The 26,289-nt window shown below is 59.5% G+C and carries 18 protein-coding genes; 7 read left to right on the top strand and 11 right to left on the bottom strand.

Translation table 11 applies throughout. The features are described from left to right. Positions 1 to 46: 46 nt before the first annotated feature. Entirely contained in the window at positions 47 to 1,582 is a 1,536-nt protein-coding gene (proS, locus tag ABIQ96_RS03955) for a proline--tRNA ligase (RefSeq protein WP_348213252.1), read from the bottom strand. A gap of 218 nt (positions 1,583 to 1,800) precedes the next feature. Between proS and ABIQ96_RS03950 the strand changes: the two genes are divergently transcribed. After that, entirely contained in the window at positions 1,801 to 2,433 is a 633-nt protein-coding gene (locus ABIQ96_RS03950; protein WP_348213251.1) for a hypothetical protein, read from the top strand. Positions 2,434 to 2,627: 194 nt separating this feature from the next. Next, positions 2,628 to 2,948 carry a thioredoxin gene (gene trxA, locus ABIQ96_RS03945; protein ID WP_348213250.1) on the top strand — a complete coding sequence of 107 codons (321 nt, stop codon included), beginning with the start codon at positions 2,628 to 2,630 and terminating at the stop codon, positions 2,946 to 2,948. 307 nt (positions 2,949 to 3,255) lie between these two features. On the opposite strand, the gene ABIQ96_RS03940 is transcribed toward trxA, so the two are convergent. The 3 genes from ABIQ96_RS03940 to ABIQ96_RS03930 are packed head-to-tail and all read right to left on the bottom strand — an operon-like array spanning position 3,256 to position 6,718. After that, a complete protein-coding gene (locus ABIQ96_RS03940) occupies positions 3,256 to 3,759 on the bottom strand; it encodes a hypothetical protein (RefSeq protein ID WP_348213249.1) in 504 nt (167 codons plus the stop codon). Continuing rightward, a complete protein-coding gene (locus tag ABIQ96_RS03935; RefSeq protein WP_348213248.1) occupies positions 3,756 to 6,338 on the bottom strand; it encodes a PEP-CTERM sorting domain-containing protein in 2,583 nt (860 codons plus the stop codon). Before ABIQ96_RS03935 ends, ABIQ96_RS03940 begins: the two co-directional genes overlap by 4 nt. Further along, positions 6,335 to 6,718: a PadR family transcriptional regulator gene (locus ABIQ96_RS03930; RefSeq protein ID WP_348213247.1), complete on the bottom strand. Its 384-nt coding sequence runs from the start codon at positions 6,716 to 6,718 to the stop codon at positions 6,335 to 6,337. Before ABIQ96_RS03930 ends, ABIQ96_RS03935 begins: the two co-directional genes overlap by 4 nt. A gap of 103 nt (positions 6,719 to 6,821) precedes the next feature. Here ABIQ96_RS03930 and ABIQ96_RS03925 point away from each other — a divergent pair, with 103 nt between their 5' ends. Together ABIQ96_RS03925 and ABIQ96_RS03920 are read left to right on the top strand one after the other, a co-directional pair. Then, complete coding sequence (locus ABIQ96_RS03925) at positions 6,822 to 7,286, top strand: hypothetical protein (protein ID WP_348213246.1); 465 nt, start codon at positions 6,822 to 6,824, stop codon at positions 7,284 to 7,286. A gap of 70 nt (positions 7,287 to 7,356) precedes the next feature. Further along, positions 7,357 to 9,861, top strand: coding sequence for a beta-L-arabinofuranosidase domain-containing protein (locus ABIQ96_RS03920; RefSeq protein ID WP_348213245.1), 2,505 nt, complete (start codon positions 7,357 to 7,359; stop codon positions 9,859 to 9,861). Between the two features lie 10 nt (positions 9,862 to 9,871). Here ABIQ96_RS03920 and ABIQ96_RS03915 read toward each other — a convergent pair whose 3' ends face one another. Then, entirely contained in the window at positions 9,872 to 10,717 is an 846-nt protein-coding gene (locus tag ABIQ96_RS03915; RefSeq protein ID WP_348213244.1) for an ion transporter, read from the bottom strand. Between the two features lie 166 nt (positions 10,718 to 10,883). Here ABIQ96_RS03915 and ABIQ96_RS03910 point away from each other — a divergent pair, with 166 nt between their 5' ends. Then, positions 10,884 to 13,091 carry a PQQ-dependent sugar dehydrogenase gene (locus tag ABIQ96_RS03910; RefSeq protein WP_348213243.1) on the top strand — a complete coding sequence of 736 codons (2,208 nt, stop codon included), beginning with the start codon at positions 10,884 to 10,886 and terminating at the stop codon, positions 13,089 to 13,091. A gap of 52 nt (positions 13,092 to 13,143) precedes the next feature. Here the strand turns inward: ABIQ96_RS03910 and ABIQ96_RS03905 are convergent, their stop codons facing one another. The 4 genes from ABIQ96_RS03905 to ABIQ96_RS03890 form a co-directional block, all read right to left on the bottom strand. Beyond that, on the bottom strand, positions 13,144 to 14,184 hold the full coding sequence (locus tag ABIQ96_RS03905; protein WP_348213242.1) for a hypothetical protein: 1,041 nt from the start codon (positions 14,182 to 14,184) through the stop codon (positions 13,144 to 13,146). Next, positions 14,165 to 14,878 (bottom strand): DUF6036 family nucleotidyltransferase, encoded by a 714-nt coding sequence (locus ABIQ96_RS03900; protein WP_348213241.1) that lies wholly within the window; start codon positions 14,876 to 14,878, stop codon positions 14,165 to 14,167. Before ABIQ96_RS03900 ends, ABIQ96_RS03905 begins: the two co-directional genes overlap by 20 nt. 290 nt (positions 14,879 to 15,168) lie before the next feature. Further along, entirely contained in the window at positions 15,169 to 17,010 is a 1,842-nt protein-coding gene (gene typA, locus ABIQ96_RS03895; RefSeq protein WP_348213240.1) for a translational GTPase TypA, read from the bottom strand. Positions 17,011 to 17,143: 133 nt separating this feature from the next. Then, entirely contained in the window at positions 17,144 to 17,395 is a 252-nt protein-coding gene (locus tag ABIQ96_RS03890) for a hypothetical protein (protein ID WP_348213239.1), read from the bottom strand. A 108-nt stretch (positions 17,396 to 17,503) separates the two neighbouring features. On the opposite strand from ABIQ96_RS03890, the gene ABIQ96_RS03885 reads away from it, so the two are divergent. Next, a complete protein-coding gene (locus ABIQ96_RS03885; RefSeq protein ID WP_348213238.1) occupies positions 17,504 to 18,622 on the top strand; it encodes an endo-1,4-beta-xylanase in 1,119 nt (372 codons plus the stop codon). Between the two features lie 151 nt (positions 18,623 to 18,773). Here ABIQ96_RS03885 and ABIQ96_RS03880 read toward each other — a convergent pair whose 3' ends face one another. Both ABIQ96_RS03880 and ABIQ96_RS03875 read right to left on the bottom strand, forming a co-directional pair. Next, positions 18,774 to 23,627 (bottom strand): lamin tail domain-containing protein, encoded by a 4,854-nt coding sequence (locus ABIQ96_RS03880; protein WP_348213237.1) that lies wholly within the window; start codon positions 23,625 to 23,627, stop codon positions 18,774 to 18,776. 124 nt (positions 23,628 to 23,751) lie between these two features. Beyond that, positions 23,752 to 25,251 carry a hypothetical protein gene (locus tag ABIQ96_RS03875; protein WP_348213236.1) on the bottom strand — a complete coding sequence of 500 codons (1,500 nt, stop codon included), beginning with the start codon at positions 25,249 to 25,251 and terminating at the stop codon, positions 23,752 to 23,754. A gap of 137 nt (positions 25,252 to 25,388) precedes the next feature. Between ABIQ96_RS03875 and ABIQ96_RS03870 the strand changes: the two genes are divergently transcribed. Beyond that, positions 25,389 to 26,252 carry an MYG1 family protein gene (locus tag ABIQ96_RS03870; protein ID WP_348213235.1) on the top strand — a complete coding sequence of 288 codons (864 nt, stop codon included), beginning with the start codon at positions 25,389 to 25,391 and terminating at the stop codon, positions 26,250 to 26,252. The last annotated feature ends 37 nt before the right edge of the window (positions 26,253 to 26,289 follow it).

Here is a 26,289-nt window from a genome sequence, read left to right as displayed (position 1 = left end):
CGTGTGGACTGCCGCGATATTTGATTTCGCCAACTCTCAACCTCGATCAGTAACTCCGTCCCCAGATCGCGCGGACGGGGGTGATGTTGCCGGTGAGGATGCATTCGTGGCCCACCGCATCCAGCTCGGCCGGCAAACTGGCTTCGGGGATGGGGAGGCAGCGGATGGTGATTTTATGCTGCTTGGAGAGCGTTTCCTCCTGCTCGGAAGTGCCTGCCCACGGGGTGTAGAGCCAGCCGGGATTTTCAGTGGCCCAGTGGGCGTGGAAGGCTTCGAGGTTGGAGCAGGGCGCGATGTTCGCATCGCGGAACTCGGTGGCGCGGGCGAGCAGGGAGTCGTGGATTTCGCCGAGGATGTCCTTGGCCTGTTGGATAAATTCCTCCTTGTCGGCAAACTCCTTGGCGCTAACAGGTTGGTCGCGTCGCTGGACGCAAACCTTGCGGGTCTCGATGTCGCGCGGGCCGATTTCGATGCGGATGGGCACGCCTTTCTTGATCCAATCCCACTTCTTCACGCCGCCTGATAGATCGCGGGTGTCGACGTGGACGCGGAGCGACTCGCCCTGATAGAGCTGGTGGCGCAGGGTTTCGGCGAGCGCCTGGCAGGCGTCGAGCACGGGCTTTTTCGTGTCTTCCTTCGGCGTGATGGGCAGGATGACGATCTGTTGGGTGGCGACGCGCGGCGGCAGGACGAGGCCGTCGTCATCCGAGTGCGCCATGATCAGCGTGCCGATCAGCCGGGTGGAAACACCCCATGACGTGGTGTGGGCGTGTTGGACGGTGCCATCGCGACCGGTGAAGGAAATGTTCTGCGCTTTTGAGAAATTCTGACCAAGGTAGTGCGAGGTTCCGGCCTGGATGGCTTTTTTGTCCTGCACCATCGCTTCAACGGTGAAGGTCATGTCCGCGCCGGGGAAACGCTCGTTCTCGGTTTTTTTACCGGGGACGACCGGGATGGCGAGGTGGTCGCGGAGGAATTCCTCATATTGGCCGTGGATCAGTTTCGTTTCGACGATGGCCTCTTCCATGGTCTCGTGGGCAGTGTGGCCTTCCTGCCAGAGGAACTCGGCGGTGCGCAGGAAAAGGCGCGGGCGCATTTCCCAGCGCATGACGTTGGCCCACTGGTTGATCAGCAGGGGAAGATCGCGATAGGACTCGATCCAACGGGCGAAGGCGGCGCCGATGATGGTTTCCGAAGTCGGGCGGATGACATAGGGCTCGGCGAGTTCGCCGGCGGGGATCATCTTGGTTTTCCCGGTGACGGGATCCTTCACGGCTTCGAGGCGGTGGTGCGTGACCACGGCGCATTCGGTGGCGAAGCCCTCGGCGTGCTCGGCTTCCTTTTCCAAATAGGAGAGGGGAATGAGCAGCGGGAAATAGGCGTTCTGGTGGCCGGTCGCCTTGAAGCGACGGTCGAGCTGCTGCTGGATCAGCTCCCAAATGCCATAGCCCCAAGGCTTGATCACCATGCAGCCGCGCGTTTCCGAGTTCTCGGCGAGATCGGCGGCTTTGATGACTTGCTGGTACCACTCGGGGAAATCCTGAGCGCGGGTGGGGGTGATGGCGGTCTTTTCGGCTGACATGGTTGCTGCACGAATAGGAATCATGGAGCGGCGGAAAGAGCATTAAAAATTTCGCCCGTCCCCGGAGTTTCGTCCCTCTGGAATCCGCTTCCGGTCACTGGGATGTCCCTGAAAATCGCGGTCGTTTCATTTTTCAAGAAATCCCGGTTTGGGGGTTTGACAGCGGGGGGGCAAGTTGCCTTACTCGTTCTCCTAAGGATATAAAACCCTGCGAGCGCATGAGCGAAAACGAAAACCAACCATCCCCGTCCAAGCAGACATCGAGCGTGCCACTGAGCAAGCAAACCTCGAGTGTGCCTCTCAAGAAGGAAACCGTTCGTGTCACCTTGAAGGCGGCCGATGCACCACCCGCAGTCCCTTCGGCCACCGTGCCAATGGCTCCTCCTGTGCGGCCGCCCGTACCGACGGCTCCTCCGACACCGACCGCCGCCGGTGGTCCTCCACGTCCGCCCGCTCCGGCACCTACCATTCCTCTCCGTACCGCAGGCGCACCGCCTGCCATGGGACCTGCTCCGACGATCCGCCTTGCGACTTCCGGTGCGCCGACATCTCCCGGCAGACCTCCGGGTGCCGGTGCTCCGCCGACCATCGCCCTGCCGAAAGCCACGGTCCAGCTTCAGACTCCGACCCAACCGCTCGGCACTTCCTTCTCCTCACCTTCGCAAATGGCGACGCTCCAAGCGGACGATGACGATGATGACGACGGCAAAGAAGGCTTGGTCAACATCCTCTCCATCGTTGGATTCGCCGCCGCGCTCATCGTGCTGGCTTTCCAACTGATGACCGCCAACACGTGGATTAGCGCACCGGACAGCCCGAATCCCGGTGACTGGTCGCAGTTGATGAACTGAAACCCTGAATTTCCAAACTTATGATCGTTCCTATTTTCAACATCCTCTTCGCCGCTGCGGCGCTGTATTTCGCGATGACGGCCTGCGGCCTTCATTGATCGGATAAGGATCCATCCGCTGATTTCAAAACAAGAGCCGCCCCGCGAATGCAGGGCGGCTCTTGACGTTTCGGCAATCTGGTACAAAGTCCGCGCATGGCTTTGACACTTACCGACGCAAATTTCCAATCCGAAGTAATCGACTCCGACCAGCCCGTCCTCGTGGACTTCTGGGCGGAATGGTGCGGCCCGTGCAAAATGATCGGCCCCGTCATCGATCAAGTCGCTACCGATCTCGAAGGTGTTGCCAAGGTCGGCAAGGTCAACGTGGACGATGCCCGCGAGCTCGCCGTGAAATACAACGTCCGCTCCATCCCGCTGCTCCTATTCTTCAAGAACGGTGAGGTGAAGGACCAGATCGTCGGTGCCAGCATCACCAAAGACCAGCTCAAAGCGAAACTCCAGGCGCTCGCCTGAGTTCTCTTCTAACGAAATTTCAAAAGGCCGCCCCGGAGAGATCCGGCGCGGTTTTTTTGCGCCCCCACCCCGCCGCAGGCGGAAACTTTGGACTGCGGTGAAAGCGATAGCGAATCACCGCTTTGAGGGGCAGGCCGGTTTTGACGCAGCCCCCCAAGCCAAGAAAAAACTCCCGCATTCCCCCCGTTTCCGCGAAGGATCGAACATCAAACAATGTCGGAGCTCTCCCTCAAAGCGGCGATTCCCACCGCAGTCCAAAGTGTGACAGCACCCCTCACCCCAATCAGGGATTCATCCGCGTTTTCATTCAGTGATCAAGGTTCTTCGACGCGCGCCACATTCCCCACGCTTCCCTCACCGCGAAAACCAGGCACAGCAGCATCCACAACCCGCAAGCGGCGAACATCAGCATTCCCTCTTCGTAAAACTCTCCGTCCATGTTTCCTATCAGGGCGCTGAGAACCATCCACGGCATGAGGAACATCGCCCAGGCCATCATGGGGGTGATCGCCACCATCGGAGTTAGAAATCCGGTGGCCAGGACGCCGAGGCGGATTTTCCAAGACCGCAGGAACGTGAGAAGGATGACGCAAGCTGCCGAAACGACGAAAATCAGCGCATATTCCCGCTGTTGAAATGATCCAAACACGTGGGCCCAAGTCATGCTGTTCCACGCCTTGGAGAACGGCACCGAGGGATCCACGAAATCGACCTGCACCGCTGCGCCGAACGCGAAGACGGCAATGGTGATGATCCATGAAATCCAAAGCGCCACCTTCCAGCGAATATCGCTAACAGTTGTGTCTTTCACTCCGTCCTCCTTCTCCGCATCAGCGCGGCGGCGGTGGTTAGAATCACCAGCAATCCTGTGGATGGCTCCGGGACGTTAGGAATGCCTGGGGACGCGCTGGGGTCGCCCGGAGTTAAGCCGTTCTCGGCGTATTGCCGTTGGGTTTCCAGAACCACCGCACCGGAAAACGGAGTGATCATCTGATAGCGGGCCGCCAGTTCGGAGCGCGCGGTGTCGGTTAGGCCGGACTTGGCGTCTTCCGCCGTTGTTGCCGCCCACGAGCGGGCGAGTTGGTCCCAGACTTTTACGCCTGCCAGATTTTCGGAAGTCGCCGCGCGTTTCCAGTTCCATGAGATTTCCTGACGCTCGGTTTGGAGCCCGTTGAGAAAACGGGAGAAATCCTGCCCGGGGCTCACCAGCGACGGCCCGCGGTGCAGGCAGCCGGTTTGATAGATGGCCTCCGCGAGCCGGTTCGGTCCGGCCACGGCTTCGATATCGTGGATGTCCGGTTTCACGGTTCCGCGTTCCAACAGCTGGATCAGCGCTTCCGTTTGGGCAAGTCCCACCGCTTGAGGGCCGTGGATCCAGACGACCGGACCGCTGTTTTCCCTCGCCATGCGGATGCCTTCGCGCAACGCCGGCTCGTTGTTCCTGCCGCCGGTGAAGCGATAGGATTTCACCTCATTCAAGGTGATGAGTCTCGCGTGATCGTCGGCAAGGATCAGTTGGATTTGATCGGGTTTTTGGCTGCCGATCGCCTTGACCAGCCAATCCTTCGTTACTGCCATGGAAAGCGAGCCGTCGATCACAATCACCGTCTTTCCGGCCGCCGGGCGGGTGATCGTCGCGGTCTCGCGGATCAGGAAACGTTCCTCCGCTTTGGCGAACTTGTCCTCGCACCATACCACCGGCGGTTCGGCGGGCAGAGCGGAAATGTTCAGTGCGACGCCGGGGTTCATCAGGCCGCTTTCCCCGAGCGTGGCTGATAGAGATTGCCCTTCGCCGTCGGCGGTGGATGAAACGGACTTCTCCGTATTTGTCAGTTGGAAAGCGGGATCGCCCTGCATCCAGATCGCGTGTTCGAGGCCGGACAGTGTTCCGAAATTCCGCTCCACGATGTGCGGCAGTTCCCAACGCGTGCCGTCCAGTGGCGCGGTCACGCCAAAACGGATCTTCATCTCGCCGTGCGCGGGTACCGGAAAACACTGCACCATCACCGTATCCGGCCCGACCATGTTCACCATCACCGGATCTCGCCTCTGCACGATGGCCACCGATTTATAGGCGGCCTTGACCTTGGAAACTGTGCTGAAAGCCGCCTCGCGCGGCTCGCCGTTCACCCACAAGGTCAGGCGGGAAACGCGGCCGTCGCGTGGTAGTTTCACCTGGCAGCGGGCCTCCTTTTGCGCACCGGATCCATTCCGGAAAACCATCGTCCACTCGCCGTAGCCGATCCGTGAAACGCCATCGACATGCCCGTCAAAACGCGACTCCGCGAGATCGAGCTTCTTGAGCCTAACCGCTACTTCGTCGCCGCCGCGATGTTCGTCGATTTCAAAATCCTCGAAGGAGTCACCCCGTCCGACGATGGAATTTCCGCGCACACTCGAAGGCGGCTCGAGCGAGTTGAAGGGCTTGCCGGTCACGCGGAAAAAGACGTCGCGGGCTCTTTCGGAGCTGATGGCTTCAGGTTGATCGACGCAGAAGAAAACCAGAAACAAGTCGCATCCCTTGAAGACCCAGCCGGAAATATCGGTGCCCATCGCCATCCCGCGGTTGCCTTCATAACAGGCCCGCAACAACGTCTTTTCGGAACTGAATGTTCTCAGCCGTTCGATGGCTGGAGCCGCTCCCGCGCTATCCCCGGTCGCTTCTGATAGATTGACGCGCGTCCAGACGGCCGGCGCTTCCAGAATGACAAGCACGGCGACTGCGGCCAATGCTCCAAGCCGCCAGCCGGTTTTGAAACGGGCGGGCTGCAAGGATTCCCTCCGCGCGCTTCCGCCAATTCTCCATGACACAAAGGCTGCTAGAATCGGTGTCAGCGACAGTAGCCCGAGTCCGTAGGCAATCAGCGCGATGAGAGACAGCGGAAGCAGTGGTAAAAACAACACCGCGTAGAAAACCGCGGTCACCAGGGCGAATCCCGCCGCCGCTCCCCGCGTTTTTTCTCCGGTACCACGGCCACCGCAAAGCAGCCAGGCGTTCACCAGCGGGACTGTGGCGACCAGCACCGCATGCCACCAGGTCGGGATGGGTGAGAAAAATACCGCGCCGCAGAAGGAGGTGAAAAGTTCGAGCAGCAGAACGGCGACGGGGAGCACGACACCGCAGGTCCAACGCAGAAATCCGCCTTTCATTTGCGGCGGCGGTCCGGCGGGTGGCATCGGCTGGTATCCCGCGTCGAGTTTGCCGAGGATGTTTTCCAAGTGCATCAGGCCGACCGAGTCGCCTGTCGTTTGCTCGGCTTCCTCGTGGACGTGTCGCCGCAAATCATCCTTCAGCTCCGCGGCCTCCTCGCCTTCGAAGCCTTCTCGGACGGCCCGCTCCTGAAGGTATTCGACCAACCGCTGTTCCGCCTGTGTCGTCCATTTTTTCATGATGAAATTTCTTTAGTGGCCGCCTGCAATCCTGTGACTCCCCGCAACATGTCGGCGAAGTAGAGCTCCATTTCCTGCGCCAGAGCCTTTCCCTCCGGCGTGGCCGAGTAGTATTTCCGGGCGGGGCCTTCCGAGGATTCCTCCAGCCGCGTCGTCACCAGTCCCTGCCGTTTCAACCGGGAGAGCAGCGGGTAAATCGATCCTTCCGCCACGCCCACGCCCGGCACCGCCACCAGGGCTTTCACCAGCGCGTAGCCATACCACTCGGAGGCGGCCAGTGCCTGGAGGATGCAGAGGTCCAGCACGCCCTTGCGCATCTGCACTGTCCAGTTTTCGAACAATTCCTTCGAAAATCCGGGTTCTGGTTTCGGATCTGCCATCGCCGGGATGTATCTTGCATTGCAAGGTAGCTGTCAAGAAGGTTTCTCCGCTTGGGGTGGACGAGACTCTTCGCGGTGCCACAGTCCTGAAGTCGAAATTCAGATGAAGCTGCTGTTGAAATTGCTCCTCGTGTTGCTTCCTCTCGCCGTGAAATGGGTGGTGCGGGAGGAGCGGAGGATTTTGAAAAATGGCGTCCCATTGTCTCCGGATGGGTTGATGGACGCATCCCGCATGGGAGTCGCGCATCCGGAAAAAATCCGGCTAGTGAAGGTGGATCGGATCCCGATGCTTAACGGGGTTTTCATGAAATGGCTGTCGGCCATGATTCCTTCGGTCTCCTGTCAGACGGTCGGATTGTCACTTCGCTATGGCATCTATATCCGGTCGCGATATTGGAATGACCGGCATCTCATTGCCCACGAATGTGTCCACACCGGACAGTATGAACGCTGCGGATCGGTCGCGGCATTCCTCAAGTCCTACTTCACAGAGTGCATCGAATCCGGCTATCCCGACGCGCCGATGGAGCAGGAAGCCATCATGCGCTCGGCGGGCCTGGGCGATTGATCCCCCCAAAAGGGTGGAAATGACGATTCCACTCCCTAATTTTCGCATAATCGAAAATTCTTCTCCCTGTATGAGCAAATCCGCCGCTTGGCTTCTCACAACTTCCTGCCTGCTTGCCACCCTGGTTGCCACCCTGGTTGCCGGCGAGGCTTCAACCGCAGTCTTCTCTAACCGCCAACCACTCCGTGAAGCGAAATTCACCGCTCTTCCGTTGGGCAGTGTGAAACCGACTGGCTGGCTGCGGCACGAGCTGGAACTCCAGCGCGACGGGCTCACCGGCCACGCGCCCGAGCTGTTGGACGCGGTGAAATCCGACAGCGCGTGGCTCGGTGGCAAGGGCGAGGATTGGGAAAAGGGGCCGTATTATGTCAAAGGCCTTGTCCCGCTCGCGTGGGCGCTGGATGACGTGGAGTTGCAAAAACGCGCCCGAACCTGGACCGATGCGATTCTATCAAGCCAGCGCGAGGATGGATTCTACGGACCCAAGTCCAACGACGACTGGTGGCCGCGGATGGTGACGAATTATCTACTGCGCGATTTCCAAGAAGCCACCGGCGACGCGCGGGTGATCCCGTTTCTCACGAAATACTATCAGCACATGAACGGCGCCATCGATGGCCGCCCGCTCAAGGATTGGGGAAAATCCCGAGCCGGCGATGAAATCGACACGGTCTTCTGGCTTTATAATAGGACCGGCGATTCGTTCCTCCTCACGCTCGCCGACAAGCTGGCGAAGCAGGCCTATCCATGGACTGATATTTTCACGAACAACCGGTTTCTGGAATTCGGTGCGGATTTCCAGCCGAAGCATAACGTGAACATCCCGCAAGCGCTCAAGATGCCGGCAGTTTATTCACAGCGTTCGAATTCGGATGCTGATAGAAACGCCTACGCCGCCGGTGTGACAAATCTGGACCGCGATCACGGTCTCGCCGTGGGCATCAACGCGGGCACGGAGCAGTTGTCCGGCTCATCCACCACCGAGGGCATCGAGCTGTGTTCGATCGTTGAACGCATGCTAAGCGACGCCACCGTGCTGCGGATTCTCGGCGAGGGGAAAATCGGCGACAGCCTCGAGCGAATGGCTTTCAATGCGCTTCCGGGATCGCTTTCGGAAGACATCCATCAGCACGTTTACTATTGCGTTCCTAACAATGTCGCCGCCGTTCGCGGCGGAAAGGGTTTCAACCAGGACTACGGCAACGGCACCACACCCTCACATTTGTCCGGCTTTCCCTGCTGCTGTTATAATTTACACCAGGGTTTTCCGAAGTTTGTGCAGAACATGTGGGCCGCCGCTCCCGGCGACGGTCTTGCGGTGCTGGCATACGGTCCGAGCACCGTCACCGCGAATGGCGTGACCATCAATGAGACCACCGACTATCCGTTCGGCGAAACGATCCGCTTGAAGGTGACTATGGAAAAGGAAGTCGCGTTCCCGCTTTCCCTGCGCATTCCGGGCTGGTGTGAAGCGCCGGAAATCACAGTCAATGGTGGCAAGGTGCCTGCCGCGAAAGCAGGAGAATTCGCCAAAATCAGCCGCACCTGGAAATCGGGCGACGAGGTGAAGGTGATGCTGCCCATGCCGTTGAAGACACATCCTGGAATCAGCAACAGCATTTCTATCAGTCGGGGTCCGCTGGTGTTTTCCTATGGCGTTCCCGGCGAGCAAAAGACCTTTGAGGAAGCCGCGAAGCCGGGTTTCGAATCCTATGAAATCCAGCCGACCGGCCCATGGAACTATGGTCTCGTCCTCAACCCGGAAAACCCGGCCGCGAGCATCAAGGTGAAGATCGGCAAGGTGGGAGATCACCCGTTCACCCGTTCGGAAACGCCGGTGACTCTTGTTGCGCGGGCGAAAAAGATCCCCGGCTGGACGATCGCGAACGACGGCCGCGTCGCCTACGATCCTCCGTTCAGCCCGGTCGCGTCGGATGCGCCGGAGGAGGAAATCACTCTGGTTCCATTCGGTGCGGGGATGCTGCGCGTCACTAGTTTTCCGGTCATCGGCAAGCCCGCGCCTGCGCCGAAATCATTCGCGGATGACTTCTCGGACGGTCACTATCAGAACTGGATCACCTACGGCGGCGGCTGGTTCGTGCGTGACGGCGTTTTTCACCTGAATACCGGAGAAGGCGGCAATGCCGGATCGAAAGCGATTGTTCCGGCGACCGACTTCAAGGATCTCGTCTATCAGGCCAAGATCATGCTCGACGATGCGGGCGACAGCGGAGTGATTTTCCGGGTCTCGGACGCCACCATCGGAGCGGACGCCTACCGCGGCTACTACGCGGGGATCAGTGCGGAGAAAAAGCAGGTATCGCTCGGCAAGTCCGATCAGGGATGGACGGAACTCAAGACGTCACCCATGGAGATTGATCCCTCCAAGCCGCATGTCATTCGTATCGAAGCGAAGGGGAAATCGATCAAAATTTTCGTTGATGACATGACAACACCAAAAATCGAGGCTGAGGACGGAAGCTTTTCCGAAGGTATGATCGGCGTGCGCCGCTACACCACCCGCACGCAGAAGAACCGGGCGGGATTTTCCGCGATTAAGGCGCGGGAGCTTTGAGGCGACTTGTTCAGTCGCCGAGTTGGTGACCGCAGTGTTTGCAGAATTTCGCGGCGGGGTCGTGGCCGGTCCATCCGCATTCCCCGCAACGACGGCGGTCCATCCGCACCTGGCTGAGTTCCTTGCCGAGTTCCGCGCTGACGATGCCGGTGGGCACGGCGATGATGGAAAATCCGGTGAGCATGATGAACGAAGCGAGAATTTTCCCGATGACTGTTAGCGGTGCGACATCTCCGTAGCCGACGGTGGTGATGGTGACGATGCCCCAGTAGATCGATTGCGGGATCGAGCTGAAACCGGGATTGTGCGCGCCCTCGATGAGATACATCACGGTGCCCTCGATCGAAACCAGCGTGAGGATGGCGAAGAGGAACACGGCGATCTTCGGGCTGCTGGCGCGCAGCGCGTTAAGCAGCACGTTGGCCTGGCCGAAATGCCGCGCCATTTTCAAAACCCGAAACATCCGCAGCAAACGCAGCACGCGGATGATCATCAGGTAATGTGATCCGACGAGGAAAAGGGACAGGTAGGTGGGCAGCAGCGAAAGCAGATCGACGATTCCGAAGAAGCTCAGCACATAGCGCCGCTTCTGCCGGACCACGAGGACACGGACGATATACTCGATCGTGAAAAGCAGGGTGAAGATCCATTCTGAAATTTGGAATGCCTGTGCGTGCTCTAGCCGAAGCGGTTCGACGCTTTCCATCATCACGACCAGCACGCTCGCGGAAATCAGAACCAACAGGACCACGTCGAACGCGCGGCCGGCCGGAGTGTCTGATAGGAAAATGACCCGCCATGATTTCTCGCGCCACGGACTGAACTGTGGGCCCGGCGATGAGGATGAATCAGGCATCGGCATTCTGGAAAACTATCGAAGTGAAACGGGCGGGTCGAGTTCCGGTTTCCAGTGCGGCCGGCTACCCGATCGAGTGGTTTTCTCGTGACTACTCTAAATGAGTTGTAAGCATCTTCGCGAGTGGTCCGAATTCCTTTGGCCCACCAAAACCCGATCCATCCGCATGACCCTTCGTTCGTATTATCTGTCCGCGTTAGCCGCGCTACTTCCGCTGGGTTTCGCCCACGCCGCCAGTTTGCCGCCCGGTTTCGCGGAGACCAAGGTGGCTTCCGGACTCAATCCCGTCACCATGAGATTCGCCCCGGACGGACGGCTTTTCCTGTGCGAGAAACAGGGCCTGCTGCGCGTGGTCTCCGGCGGCAAGTTGTTGGAAAAACCGGCGCTCGATCTCACCGACCGGGTGGACAGTTGGAACGAACGCGGTTTGATCAGCGTTTGTTTCGATCCCGACTTCGCCCGCAATGGCTGGATCTACGTCTATCACACCCACAACCGTGACCCGAAGGACGCAGGTCACGAGTCCAGCAACAACCGTGTCAGCCGCTTCACCTTGAAAGGCGATGTGGTGGATCCGGGCAGCGAACAGGTGATCGTCGAAATCGACAACCTTTCGAAAATCGGTTGGCACAACGGCGGCGGGCTCGCCTTCGGCAAGGACGGCAAGCTCTACGTCAGCACCGGCGAGAACGCCAAGGGACCCAACGCGCAGGATGGCGGCAACCTGCTGGGGAAATTGCTGCGCTTTAACAAAGACGGATCGGTCCCGAGTGACAATCCATTCTATCAAGAATATAAAGGCAACAACCGGGCGATCGTCGCGCTCGGCTTGCGCAATCCATTCGCGATCGCCGTGCAACCGGCCACCGGCCTGCTCTATCTGAATATGGTCGGCGCGAACTACGAGCAGATCGAACGCTACGAAACCGGAAAGCCGCCGGAAGCGGTGAACTACGGCTGGCCGGACATCGACGGCCCGCCGAAGAACAACCCAACCCCGCAGGGATACCGCGCGCCGGAATATGCCTACGACCACGGCAGCGGCAAGGGCGTCGCCCTGTGCGGCGGCGATTTCTATCAACCGTTTAGCCGTGGTGCGGATGCGTTTCCTGCCAGCTACATGGGGAAATATTTCTTCAGCGACTACGGCGGTTGGATCAAGTTCATCGATCCCACCAAGCCGGACACGCGGCTTGATTTTGCGACCGGCATCAACCGGCCCATCGACGTGAAGACCGCGCCGGATGGGTCGCTGTGGTATATCGAGCGCGCCGGCATTCCCGGCGGCTCTGATGAAGCAAACTCCGCCAGCAAGGACGGCTCGCTTTGGCGGGTGCGCTGGACCGGGGAAGGGCAGGGGGGAAATCAGGCGACGAAGCCCACGGAGAAGGCGCAACTGCTCGCTGGACTCAAACTCCCCGCCACTGCGGAGGAACCTCTTCCAACGACGCTCTCGGCCACCGGAATTTTCACCGACCGGAACTTAACACCACGCGTCGGCATCGTCGGCTACGGACTCAACAGCACGATCTGGGCGGACGGCGCGACGATCCGGCGCTGGGTCGCGCTGCCTGATGGAAAAAAGATCGGCTTTTCCCCAACCGGTGAATTCAAGTGGCCGGGTGGCACGGTTTTCATCCAGCATTTTGAAATGCCAACCGGCGGAACCAACCGCCGTCTGGAAACGCGCCTGCTGGTCTTGGATGCCACCGGCAGCTTTGGTTACGGCGCGAACTACCGCTGGCGCGCCGACAGCTCAGATGCCGATCTCGTCGATCCCGCCGGACAGGAAGAGGTGTTGAAAACCGGCACCCGCGAGCAGACCTGGATGTATCCGTCGAGCGGCCTTTGTTTCATGTGCCACACGCCTAACGCCGGATTCGTGTTAGGCCCCAAGACGCGCCAGCTCAACGGCGATTTCACCTATCCCGCAGGAAATTCCGACAACCAGCTCCACGCTTGGAACCGCCTGAAAATGTTCGACCCGCCGTTGGATGAGAAACTGATCTCATCCTATCCGAAAACCTGCGCGATCGACAATTCCGCCGATTCGTTAGAGAACCGTGTCCGCTCCTATCTGGACGGCAACTGCGCCCACTGCCACCGCCCCGGCGGCACCGGAGCCGGATGGGACGCCCGCTATGAAATCCCGCTCTCCGCCCAAGGCATCGTCGGCGGCGAGGTTCGCAACACCCTCGGCCTCGAAGGCGCGAAAATCGTGGCCCCCGGCGACATTTCAAAATCCATCATGCACACCCGCATGGCCGCCACCGGCATCGCCGAACGGATGCCGCCGGTCACGAGGAATGTGCCGGATGCTGTGGCGTTGGAGGTTCTTGAAAAATGGATCAACGCTGTTAAGGGAGATCGTTAACGTCTTCTGAGCAGAGTGGACGCCTATCGGCTTTTCCTTTTCATGAGGCCGTTCACTCCTCCGCGAAGTCGCCATCCAGCAGAATGCCGAGTTTTTCGACATCCCTCAGAATCGCCTGAGTGAGTTCGCTCCCCTTCATTCCACGATGGGCGCTCATTGCGGTAAGAAAACCAGACAGGCCGAGACGCGGGAGGATTTCATCCAGAAAGCCTCTTTGTTGAATAGCCCTCAGATTTTCCGAAGCGGATGGGCCCACGGGCTCCTTCAGCAGATCGAGCATTCGCTTTGAGTAGTAAAAAACCGGCGGCCAGTTCACCCAGCACGGAAGCACCAAGGGTTCTCTCCATGGCATCAGAAAGTCCCAGTCGCCGCGCTGTAGCCAGAAACGCTTTTCACGGCCATCCCGTGCCGAGCGGATGTGACCTGACTCCTCCATCTCGTTCAACGTCGTTTGGATCGATTTGGAAAAATACCCGATCGCCCGGGAGATCTCGGCAGGATGCCCGCTATCATGGGTCAGCAGCCAGGCCATGATTTCGGCGCGCGCGTTCACGCCGAAAAGCGAGCGGAGCATGAACAATAGGTTTTCAACCCGATCCGGTGGCGGGAAGCGGCAATTCCCCCTCGGTTCCCATTGCGAACGCAACAGACCGAATCGCCGGAAACGGGGATCCGGATCGCCAAGGATTGGCACGGCGGTCCCGTCGCGGGAGATTGATAGAAGCTCTTCATCATCGTCGGCGAATTGCGGCCATTTTTCTTTCAGTGTTTCCCATTTTCGAAGGGTGGACTGCTCCGCCAACACGGTGGCGAAAGAGCCCAGCACCCTCGGGTCCGCGCTCGGCCATTGTCCGTGCAGGGTTTTCAGTCGTTGCAGGTTCACCCATCGGCCGTTGGCATGGAGCCAGTCGAGCGACGAATCCAGCAGGCGTGCGTCGTAACGCCCTAGCTCGGTAGTGATCAGCACCAACGCTTCCGGGTCGATGAGGCATCCTCCCGCGGACACACGGTTTCCCGGCACGCCCAGTGAAGTCCACTGACGCCAGAGAAATCCGAGCAACTGATCGAGCAGTTTACTTCTGGAATCGTTCATCAAGTCCTGCATGGCCGAGGTAGGTGACAAGTTCGGGAAGCCGTTCGCGATGGGTCAGGCCGGGAATCTCACGGAGCACCCAGCGCAGCGCATCTTCGGTTTCCCGGGCATCCGGCGCGAGCGCTTTCAAATCCTCAAAATCCCTCGATTCCGTTCGGTTCAGGGACGCGTAGAGTTTCAGCAGAATCTGGCCCGATCTTCCCACGAAGGCGACCTGCAACCATCTGCCGTAGTCCCGGGTTTCCAGATCAGTCCAAAAGGACTCGGGCAGGGCATGGAAATCGGGAAAATGAAACGAGGCCGCGCTGTTCAGCCAATTTTCGGGCAGATCCAGTTCGTCTGCAACCTGCCGCACCGCTTCCGCGAGAACCGGAGGTAAAGGATGGACTCGCTGGATCTCATGATCCCAGTTTCGTTGAGCCAACACGTCAACGTCTTGGGTGGCGCGAGAGACCACTCCCTGGGCGATCAAGGCCGATCCACCGCAGACCACCAGATGGAAGGCGTCTTTCTTTCCGGCAGCCAGCAGCTCGCCCAAAAGTCCCAAGGCTGTTTCCAAGCGTTGCCTATCCAAGCTCAACATGAGTGCTAAAATATCTATAATGGATGTTTTAGCAATCCGTTTTTGCTCTTGCTCTGGAAGAAAAACAAAGTCGGAAATGAAAAAGCTGATGAAATCGCCAACGTTGTCCAATTCGGGCGGGAGCCGGAGTGGTGCTGGCACCGATATTCATGGGCGGATATAGGCAGCGGGAAGGGAGATCGTTGAGATGTTCTGGCTGGCGTTGGGATGTCCAGTGATCCTGTTTTTGTGGGATAAAGGACACGTGCTTGGCAGGGATTGCTCGTCACAATCTACTAACGTTGATTGGTGGGTTGCTTTCAGCTCCGATGGCAATCCGGTGATAAAGCAAAAAAGCCCCTCGTTTTCACGAGAGGCTTTTTTGAAATGAGACGGGCGGAATGAATTCCGCGCTCCCGGTGTTAGCGACCGCTGCGGTCTTCGACGCTCGGGCCTTTGGAGGCGCGCTTGCGGGCGTTGGCGTCGAGGATGCGCTTGCGGAGACGGATGTTCTGCGGGGTGGCTTCGACGAGTTCGTCGGCATCGATGTATTCGATGGCGCGCTCGAGCGAGAACCGTAGGGCTGGGGTGAGCTTCGAGGTCTTGTCCTTGCCGGAGGAACGCATGTTGTCGAGGTGCTTTTCCTTCACCGGGTTGACGGGAAGATCGCCGACGCGCGGGTTTTCACCGACGAGCATGCCGCCGTAAACCGCATCGCCGGGAGCGACGAAGAGAATGCCGCGGTCTTCGAGCGTTTGCAGGGAGAACGGGGTGGCGGTGCCGGCGTCCATGGAAACGAGCGTTCCGGTGGTGCGGTTCTGGATGTCGCCGGCGTGGAGGGCGTATTCCTTGAACAAGTGGGACATGATGCCGTGGCCGGAAGTCAGGTTGACGAGTTCGGTTTCGAAACCGATCAGACCACGGGTCGGGATGGTCGCCTGGATGAAGACTCGGCCGGATGCCTCGGTGTCCATGTGCTCCATGAGGCCCTTGCGGTTCATGAGGATTTTCAGGATGCCTTGGGTGTAGTCACCGGGAGCTTCGACGTAGAGGGTTTCAAATGGTTCGAGGAGCTTGCCCGCGTCGTCGCGGCGATAGATCACGACCGGACGGGAAACGAGGACTTCGAATCCTTCGCGGCGCATTTGCTCGACGAGAACGGCGATTTGCATGGAGCCACGGGCGGAGACGTTGAAGACGCCTGAAATGTCGGTGTCCTCGACGGTGATCGAGATGTTGGTCTTCAACTCGCGCATCAAACGCTCGCGGATGGCGCGGGTGGTTACGTGCTTGCCTTCCTTGCCGGCGAGCGGGCCGTCGTTGATGGAGAACTGCATCGAAACGGTTGGCGGGTCGATGGCGACGAATGGAAGCGGCTCCTGATCGGGGCTGCCGGCGATGGTTTCGCCGATATCGACGTTTTCAATACCGGCGGCGATGCCGACGATGCCGCCTGCGCCGCAACCATCGGAGTCGGTCGTGGCGAGGCCCGAGTAGGTGAAGGTTTTCAAGACCTTCGACTGCACCTTGGTGCCGTCCTGGCGCATCAGATAGACGGTGTCGCCCTTCTTGACGTTGCCGCCGAGAACCTTGCCGACAGCGACGCGGCCGACGTATTCATCCCACTCGATATTGGAAACGAGCATGAGGAAAGGAGCGTCCGGATCGGCCTTCGGCGCGGGGATGTGCTCGATGATTTTCTTGAGAAGGGGAATGCAGTCCTTCCGCTCGTCGTCCCAGTGGTCCATGAAATAGCCGTCGCGGGCGGAGCCGTAGCAGAAAGGAGCGTTGAACTGGTCTTCATCGGCATCGAGGTCGAGAAGGAGTTCGAGGACTTGGTCGTGAACTTTGTCGGGTGTGGCCAGCGGGCGGTCGATCTTGTTGACGACGACGATCGGCTTGAGGCCTTCCTGCATCGCCTTGCGGAGCACGAAGCGGGTTTGCGCTTGCGGGCCGCCGGATGCGTCGACGACGAGGAGCACGCCATCGACCATTTTCATCACGCGTTCCACTTCGGCGCCGAAGTCGGCGTGGCCCGGGGTGTCGACGATGTTGATGGTGTAGCCTTCCCAGAGAATCGAGGTGTTTTTCGCCTTGATGGTGATGCCTTTTTCCCGCTCCAAGTCCATGGAATCCATGGCGCGCTCGGTGGTCGCCTGGTTGTCACGGTAGGTGCCGCCGGCTTGGAGAAGCTGGTCAACGAGGGTGGTTTTCCCATGGTCAACGTGGGCGATAATGGCGAGATTGCGAATTTTCAAGGACATGGGAACAAATGGATAAAGGACGGCCTCCGCGGGAAGGGGGGCGGGCTATGCACGGTTTTTGCCGGGATGGCAAGGCGGGATTCGGTAGAATATTTTGCCGAAGCGACCGAGCTTCGGATTACCCGTCGTCTCGTCAGCCGGGATCGGCAACCGCAAAGATCCGCTTGCGATCGCACGTTTGGAGGTAAATCAGCGCGCAGAAGGAGATCATGATGAGGAAAAAGGAGAGGATGAAGCCTTCAAATAGGGTGGTGGCAAAGATGCGGAAAAATCCTGCGATGTCTCGTACCGGGCGAGGTTTGAATAGAGAGGGGTTGACTGCTCCAAAAAGGCTGAAGACCCGATTGAGGATGCTGACAATAGCAATAGGAGAGCGCAAAGTCATGTTCGTCCTCATGATCTTCGGATGCCGACTCCGCGCAAGGACATCGATTTTCCACGATCATTCCTCGATCTCGAAAAGCCCACCCGCCGCCACCCGTAGCCTCATTCCATGCTCCACCTTCGCCTGCTTTTCCCGCTGCTGTTCCTCGTCCTGCCCGTCCAGGCGGAAACCCTGCGTGAAGCTGCCGGCGGGAAATTGCTTATCGGCTGCGCCATCGCCACCCGCGATCTGGACGATCCGGAACTAACAAATCTCATCACGCAGCAATTCAACTGCATCACCCCGGAGTATGAAATGATGCCGGAAAAACTCGTCGACGACCACGGCAAGTTCACCTTCGACACCGCCGACCGCGTCGTCGGCTTTGCCGAAAAGAACAAGATGCCCGTCATCGGCCACATGCTGGTCTGGCATTTCATCACCCGCAAATGGCTCTTCGAAAGCCCCGATGGCAAACCGCTGCCGCGCGAAAAGGCCCTCGAAAATCTCAAGACTTACATCGACACCGTCGTCGGCCACTACAAGGGCCGGATCAAGGCGTGGGACGTCGTCAACGAAGCCATCAGCGACAAGGACGGCGAGTATCTCAAGGACACGCCCGCCCTCCGCGCCATCGGCCCGGACTACATTGAAAAAGCCTTCCAGTTCGCCCAAGCCGCCGATCCCCAAGCCGCGCTCTATTATAATGACTACAACATCGAGCAGCCCGGTAAACTCGACCGCACTCTTAAGCTCATCCATTCCCTGCGGGAAAAAGGCGTGAAAATCGACGCCGTCGGCATCCAGGGTCACTGGCTTCTCGACTGGCCGCCCGCCGGCATGATTGGCAAAGGCGTTGAGGCTCTATCAGCCGCCGGAGTGAAAGTCATGATCACCGAGATGGACATCGATCCGCTCCCCCGCGACAGCAGCGGTGCCGACATGAGCCAGTCGGAAAAAGGCGCCAATCCCTACCCCGAGACCCTGCCGTCCGAGATGCAGGAAAAGCTCGCCAAACGTTATGGCGAAATTGTTAGCGAACTCGTCCGTCACCCTGCCGTCACGATGATCGGCTTCTGGGGCACCCACGACGGCCGCTCGTGGCTGAACGACTACCCTGTCAAATCCCGGACGAACCATCCGCTGCTTTTCGACCGGAAATTGCAGCCGAAGCCGGCGTTGGATGCGGTGATCAAAGCGCTCGCTCTTCCCAAGGAAGGGCGATCTCCGAATCGCCCCAGCCCATGAGCAGCCCATGAAAAGCGGCTTGCCGCGGTTCATTGACTTTCCATGGGCTCCGGCGATTCGGAGATCGCCGCACCTTGTTTAAAGCTCCGTCATTCGCAAGATCGATCAAATCTGATGGCAGGCTAACTGATGTGCCGGACGCTTTTGTCTGCTACGGTTTTTCCGCCACCCGCAGGCGGATGAAGGCCTTCCCTGGAGGAACGGGATCGAGTTTCCACTGGAGGGTGGAGTTTCCTGCGGCATCCGGAGTTTCGGATGTTAGGATTAGCGATTGGGTGAACCACTGTCCGAGATCCGTTGACCATTCCGGGCGGAGCGTGGCGGCGTCGGCACCGAGGCGGCGGGTGGCGGAGAAATTTCCGTTGGCCGCATCAAATGACGGCAGCGATCCGCCGAGGGCGTAGTCGAGCAGGCTTTGGCCGGGGGCGCGGGCAAAGGAATCGCCGTTGCCGGGATTGCCATTCGCCCCGGCGCTGGGCCGCCACGAAAGCGGATCGGATGGATCGCTGTAGTTTGTCAGGATCATGCTACGGCCGAGGCCGTTCGCGGAAGCCGGCCACGGGAAAGCGGCGGCGTAGGAAAAATCCAACAGCTGCGATCCGTCGGCGGCTTCGAGCCTGAGATGCTCGCCGGTGTTTGATAGGGCGGAGCCGTTCAGGAAAATCCCGGCGATGGGTTTTCCGGTTCCGTAAAGCGCCTCGAAGGTGGCGACGTCTTTCACGACGAGGACCCGGCCTTCGGGTGCGAGGTTGGTGTTAGCAGGGAAGGTGAAATCGATGCCGTCGGTGAAGCGCGCGCCGCCCAGATCGAGCGTCGCTGTGGTGCTGGTATTGAGCAGTTCGACGAATTCAGCAGCGCCATTCGGATCCTGCGGGAAATACGAGATTTCCGAAACGACCAGTTCCGCCGCGGTGGGAAGGACGGTGCCGACCTGATAGGTGGACTCGGACAAGGCGCTCCATGTCGTTCCGCTGAGAGCGCGGAACCTTAGCGTGTGTTCCCCGGTGCCGGTGAGGAAAAGCGGCGTGGCAGTGGCAGCGCGGGTTCCGGTTAGGGAAAGATTCATGCTCAGATCGCTGCTGAAGTCGTTCGCCTGATGGACTTCGATGCAGATCGTGTTCGTGCCGTTTCTCAACAGTCCGGGGGAGACGGCGGTGTTGGTGATGGTGTCCTCGATGGCGCTTCCTGAGTAGTAGTTGTAGGCGGGATCGATCGGAAGATTTCCTGCGACGCGGGTGCCGTTCAAATAGACCGCATAGGAATCGTCGTATTCCGCGCTGAGGGCGAGGCTGGTGATCTGGCTGGCGTTCGCGACGGTGAACGTGCGGCGGAAATAACAGGTCGCCGCCTTCTGCACGCCGGCGCTGCCAGGGTTCACATCCACGATGGGAACGGCGGTCGTCTCGTCGCCATCGCCATAGCCGAGCTCAGCGGTGCCGGTCGGCCAGGCGCTGTCGTTGAACCCATCCATTCGCCAGACGATGCCAAGGTCGCTGCCATTCCCTAAATATTTCCAGCCGCTGGCGGACATCGGGACGAGCGCTTCGTTCGTCGTTGAGGCGTTATACGTGAGAGCTCCGGCCCGCAGCGCGCCGCCGATGGCGCGGGGATCACTGCCGTCTGCCATGTAATGGAGCGTCGAGCTGGCCGGACCTTGCACGGAAATTTCCACACCCACCGGCTGGTGGCCGCCGTAGGGACTGAGGACGGGCGCGTCGAGATTCGGATAGAGATTGTCCGCACGGAGCTGGTCGAGGATCACGGCGTTTCTCGGGCTGAGATAGCCGAGCAGCCAGTTCTGCGCGTTGAGCCAGTCCTGCTTGGTCCGCAGCACGGTGGGATTGGAATCACCCCAGCGCGCGCTCTCGGCGATGATCGCGGTATCGACCACGGCAGCGAGCTTGTTGATGCGGTTGTGCCAGGCGTCCGGCGTGAGCCTGCCGTCGTTGAACAAGTGGCAGTGAATGAGGTCCGCCCATCGCATGCGGTATTCCTCGTTTCCGATGAGGTCCTGATGGAGGTAGAGTGGATTTGAATAAACGACGTTCGATTCATTCGCGCTGGTGAAAGGCCCGGTGCGGTTCTCGTTCACATCGAGCATGGTGTGTTCGAAATCGTGCACGAAGAAACGGAAGCCCTGTCGCGGATTTCCAACACGCCGGCGGCTGCCATACCAGTTGTTCGCATATTCGTTGCCGAGAAACGCCGAGACGCAGCCATCGAGATTTCCCGTCCAAAAGGTGAGAAGCAGGTAATCGATCAGGCTGTCAGCATCCAGCAACACCGGATCCGCGGTGGGCGTCACTCCGTCGGTGGCCAAGCCCATCAGGCGGAAGTAATTTTCGTTCGTGGGGGACGCCCGCACGGTTTCTCCCTTGCTCCACAATTCCTGCCATGCAGTTAGATTTCCATCCGTCGCACCGGTGACGAAGCCCGCCTCTCCTTCGGATTTCACGACATCGTAGTCATCCTTGTTGCCGCCGAGGTAGGATTCGGAAAACGCGGACTCGGTGCGCTCGTCGAGCACGTAAAGGCCCCAGTAACGGCCGTTTAGATAGAGATGGGCGTAGCGTACGTGCGAACCCGGCTGGCCGAGATCGAGCAGGGCCTGGCGGCAGGATTCCTCGCGGAGGAACGTGTTTCGATCATCTCCGCCGAAGGACCAGGAATAATTTTGCGCGGTGCGGAGGTCGATCTTGTCGAAGTCCTGCGCGGCATCCCGGCCGAAGAGCGGGTATTTTAACTTCGATGATCCATATTCCTCGCGGAAGAAGAACCGGAACGCGTGTTTCGGGTTTTCCGAAGAGCGGGAGAATCCGCCGCGCAGGCGGACGCCGGCATTGATCTGGAATTCACTGGTGCCGTTGGGATGCGCGGCGTCCGGCGGGGTGATCCATTCCATTGATGCCGGCCGCTCCCAAGCGAATCCGCGTGCGTCGGGATGGGCATAGATCCCTTGCGAGCCGTTGATGTCGAAAAGATTTGGCAGGTCCGTGGTGACGGAAATGGACGGCAGGGCTAACAGCGCGGCCTTGACCGAAGCCGCGCCGCCGATTTCCGGATTCGTGTGATTCACGATGTCCGGATCCATGCCGAAGTCGAGGACCTGCGAGGTGCCGCTGGTGGCGGGCCAGCCGGGCGCAGGCGAGCCGTCGGCGGACTGGGTGAGGATGTCGTTTGGAAACAAATAGGTCTGCGTGTCCAGGTTGGTCGGGACCCAGCCTGTTAGCGAGCCGCGGGCGCGGACCACGGTGGTCGAGGAAATGGCAAGCGGCGCGGTGTAGATCGTGCCGTTCGTGTCGCTCGGCGTGGAGCCGTCGGTGGTGTAACGGATGACCGCGCCGGGAGTGGTGCTGGTGATGGCGACGCTGATGGGAGCGGTGAAGAAGCCGCGTTTGACGCTGAACTGGGTGTCCGCGACATTTCCTAACGAACTGGGCGCACCGTTGATCCAGCCCGGGGTGGCCAGTCCGCCGCCGTAGGAGGCCGGGGCTGCCGCGGCGTCAAGGCTGCCGATGACGAGCTCGGGGGAAACGAGAAAGGTCGTGTCGGTGGTGGCGGAATTGAGTCCTTGGATCGCCAGCACGTTCGAGCCGTTGAGGATGAGCGGCAAGGCGGCGGTTAGATTGAATGCCTGTTTGCGGAGCGTCTGGTCGTTCGTGCGGGTGGCCGTGGCGAGGGAACTCCAAGCCGGGCTAGCGGGCGCGTTTGCCGAAGCGACGGCGTTGCCATTGAGCCAAGCCGCGAAGCCGTCGTTGTAGCGCATGACGAGCGACCCCGTGGTGGCGGTGCCCGGGCCGGTGCCGGTGAACGGCATTCTAACGAAAGCATCCGCGCGGCCGGCCATCAGGGTTTTCAAATCCGTGCCGATCAGTCCGCCCGCTCCGGGCGGTGTGGTAGTGGCGGCGAGTCCGCCGTTCGCCACGTCGCCGACCAGTCGGAAGACGCCTGGGTCGAACGAGGTGAGGTTACCCGGTGCGGCGAAAAATTCGAAGCAGTCGCCGTATCCACCTTCGAACATGAGGGCTTGGAAGGTGTGGGTGCCGGCGGTGAGCGAGATGCTGCCGAATGCGTCCTGGGGAGCGTGGAAACTGTCATCGCGCATGATTTCCGTGCCGTCGATGAGGATGCGTCCGCCGTCGTCCGAGTTGAGCCCGAAGGTGTAGGTGCCGGTAGTTGGGATGGTCACGAATCCGGTGGCGACCGCCGCGTAATTGTCACCACCGCCACCTGGGAGTATGCTGTTTTGGGCGTAACGCCCGTCCGATCCTTCGCCGAGGAAATTGACCATGTCGAAGACGGCGGTGTGGGAGCTGAGGACGGTAGGATCGGTCTCCGGCAGGGCGATGAGGGCTATTGCGTCGTTCAGGCCACCCATGGAACCGTTTTTGGAAACCTGCCTGACGGTGATTCCCGGCACGGTGATGCCGAATCCGAAGCCGCCCGGACCGCTCGCCCACGTCGCGTGACTGAAGGATGCCTGATTCCACGAAGCGGTCGGATTGGTGGTGCTGGTCGGAATTTTGTAGCGGCCTGTCGCGTTTCCGGGGACGAGCGTGGTGCTCAGGAACCGCAAACCGTAGGATTCGTCGGCGGCCTGGGCGGGAAACGACGGAGCGAAGGATTGCTCGGCGGTGGTGCCGTCGGGGCGGACCAGAGCGAGAAATTCTCCCCCTTTCGAGAGAGAGAAATTCGTGTGCAGCGGCGCGCCGGGCACGCGGCGGTTCTTGCTCGATGCCCAGACGACAAGGAATTCGCCAGGTTGCAAGGAGACTGTGGGAAACTGCCATTTCGTCAGATTCGTCGCGGAATCCGTGAGATACCAACCGGCGAGCGCGAAGGGCGTGGTGGCTGGATTGTGAATTTCGATCCAGTCGGAAAAGTCACCGTTTTCGTCCGGGAGCGTGGTCTCGTTGTCCGCCATGAACTCGGTGATCACCGGGTTGGCCGAAACTTGCCAAGCGAGAAGGATGCTGAAAATACCGGTGCGGGCGAGGAAACGCATTTGCGATCCATTACGGGAGGATTCGAACTCCGCCAATCACCAATTACGGGGACAAGTCACTGAGTTCGTGGTGAAGATGCCGTGAAAAACCCGCAGTTCGATCACCACTCTATGCCGGACAAGATCACTTGAATTGCAACTTCACGCCTAGATCCTCTATGAGCGCTGCTTCGATCCTCGCGCCGACGACACTCGCGGACTCTCCGCCAAGCAGCGCGTTGACCCCGCCCAGTTTCAACGTGTCGGGATCGGTGAATGGAGCCTGCGGAGATACCGGAGGGGTCAAGTTGGAGGGATATTGAATTCGCCCGTCGTCCAGTTTGGTTACTCCCGGCAGGTTCATAAAGGCCGCTACCTTGGTTTGATAGGCTTTGAAATCCTCGAGATACTTTTGGTAGCGGGCCATGTTCTTTTGATTTTCCTCCAGGAATCGGCGGATCTTGAGCACGCCTTTCTCGCCTTCGATCTGGATGAAATAATAGATGATCAGGTGGGCGGTGCGGTAGAGCCTTGGCAGCCGGAGGTAGCTCTCCTCACCGGTAACGACGGTCCCCGGAAAGCGGATCCAAGGTGGCTTAGGCGGTGGAAATGCGGTTCCCGGGGGCGGAGGTGTCTTCGATCCAGTCGACCAAAGGACGTCGTTCATCATGAGGACATCCTCCACTTTGAAAAGTACCGGGCCGTTATCCTGTTTGGCGAAATTGATGTGATCCGCTTTCGACAATACGCCTGTCCGGATCTTTTTGGCTCCGTGGATCTTGTCCGTGTAGTTGATCAACACATCCAGCACGCCGTCGCGGATCTTGCCATCCGCGGTCATGAAGGCGTTTTTCTCCATCGGGATATTCGCGACGTACTCGGCGTAACCTTCGTTCACCCATGTTGGCAGATTGTCCAGCATGCCGTGGGTGAGCATATGGGTGAGTTCGTGGATGATGGTGGAAAGATCGTAGTAATTCGAGTCCTTCCGCCAGCCAGTGGAACCTTCGCGCACTCCCATGAGATCGAGGGGTGCCAGGAAGACCTTTTCCTTGAGCAGATAAACTCCGGCGGTGCTCTCCGGTCCGCCTGCCGTATGGTAGGACTCCGTCTTGCCGAATAGTTTCGCATCGAACAATCCGTTGTTCTCGGGTTTGGCGAGGGTGCCGAGCGGCGAGGTGGAGTGAAGGTGATAGGTGAGTTCAAACACGCGGGCCAAGTCCTTCATCAGCGCGGTCCCGAGATTTACATCCGCGATGAACCTGAAGTGCGGAGTTTTGTAAATGAAGGCGCCCGGGAACTTCGGGTCGTTCTTGTCCTCGTCCACGGGCACGAGGGCCATTGCTTCCTTGGACTCCGGCGGCCACGCCTGCCACGCCGCGCGGTAGTCGAACAGATTTGCCTGAACGAAGGCATTGTCCTCCGCTGAAAACTTGGAAGTCGGGACAAAGGTGATTTTTCCGCCCGGAAGCCTAAGGGCGACGCTGGCGTTTTGAACGCCGAGATAAGTGGCGGTGATTTTCCTGCCATCGGTGCTGGTCCATTCCCTCGGTGGCGATTTCGGGTCGGCGATCGGGGGTTTCTGGCCCCAGGCGAGACCCGAGCCAAGGAGGAGCGAAATGAGAATGGCCCGATATTCCTGCATAGTGGAAATATGGGTTAGCAGGCGGATATCCTCGCAGGAAGTGAAATCCCCAGTTGCGGCCGCGCACGTCGATTGCGCACATTTGCCAAAAAACTTCCCAACAGGGCGCGACTGCCTACGGTGCGCGCACCTTTGCCATGACTTTTTCCAAAATTCTCACCCATCCCGGCGGCTCGCATAAAGACGAGTTTCTGGCCTGCTGCCTGTTGCTCGCCGAGAACGCCGTGCCGATCATTCGCCGCGAGCCGACGGCGGATGACCTCGCCGACGTTTCGACCGCCGTCGTCGATGTCGGTCACGAACACAATCCGGAGCGTGGAAATTTCGATCACCACCAGTTTCCGAAAGACCACCCGCCGACTTGTTCGCTGAGTTTGGTGCTGCAACAGCTCGGAGTTTACGAGGATGCGCGGCAGTTCTGCGACTGGCTGGAGCCGGCGGAATGGTTCGACACCCGCGGGCCGGTCGAGACCGCCAAGTGGCTCGGGGTGGAACGCGAAACGCTTTTCAAACTCAACTCACCCATCGACACCACGCTGCTCCGCCGGTTTGCCGCGGCGTCGGAATTGAAGCCCGGTGAGCCGCTGTGGGAGGTCATGCGCTGGATCGGCGAGGATTTACTCAGCTATTTGAGAAACCTCCGCGAGCGGCTGAACTACATCGGCGACGTCGGCGAGTTTTGGGAAATCGAAACGCCGAAAGGGCCGTTCAAGGTTCTCTTCATGCCGCGCACCGACCCGCTTCCCGACGAGCCATCGTCCGGGTTGGCGCGGTTTATCGAATCCCATCCCGATGCGAGCAACGTCGCAGGGCTCGTTTATCCGGATCGCCGGGGAGTGGGGTTCGGATTGTCCCGCCACAACGATCATCCCGGGTTGGATTTCACGCGGATCGGGGATTGCGAGGACGTCCATTTCGCCCACGCCCGCGGGTTCGTAGCGAAAACCACGGCGACCGATCCGGCACGGTTGCGGGAGCTTTTGGGGAAATCCTGGATCTGAAGCGGCATTTTGAATTTCGCCCGAAAAACAACACCTT

The sequence above is a fragment of the Luteolibacter sp. genome, assembly GCF_039920825.1.
Classification (GTDB): Bacteria; Verrucomicrobiota; Verrucomicrobiia; order Verrucomicrobiales; family Akkermansiaceae; genus Luteolibacter.
The sequence above is the reverse complement of the archived record's forward strand: the minus strand, read 5'-3'. Positions and strand labels throughout refer to the sequence as shown.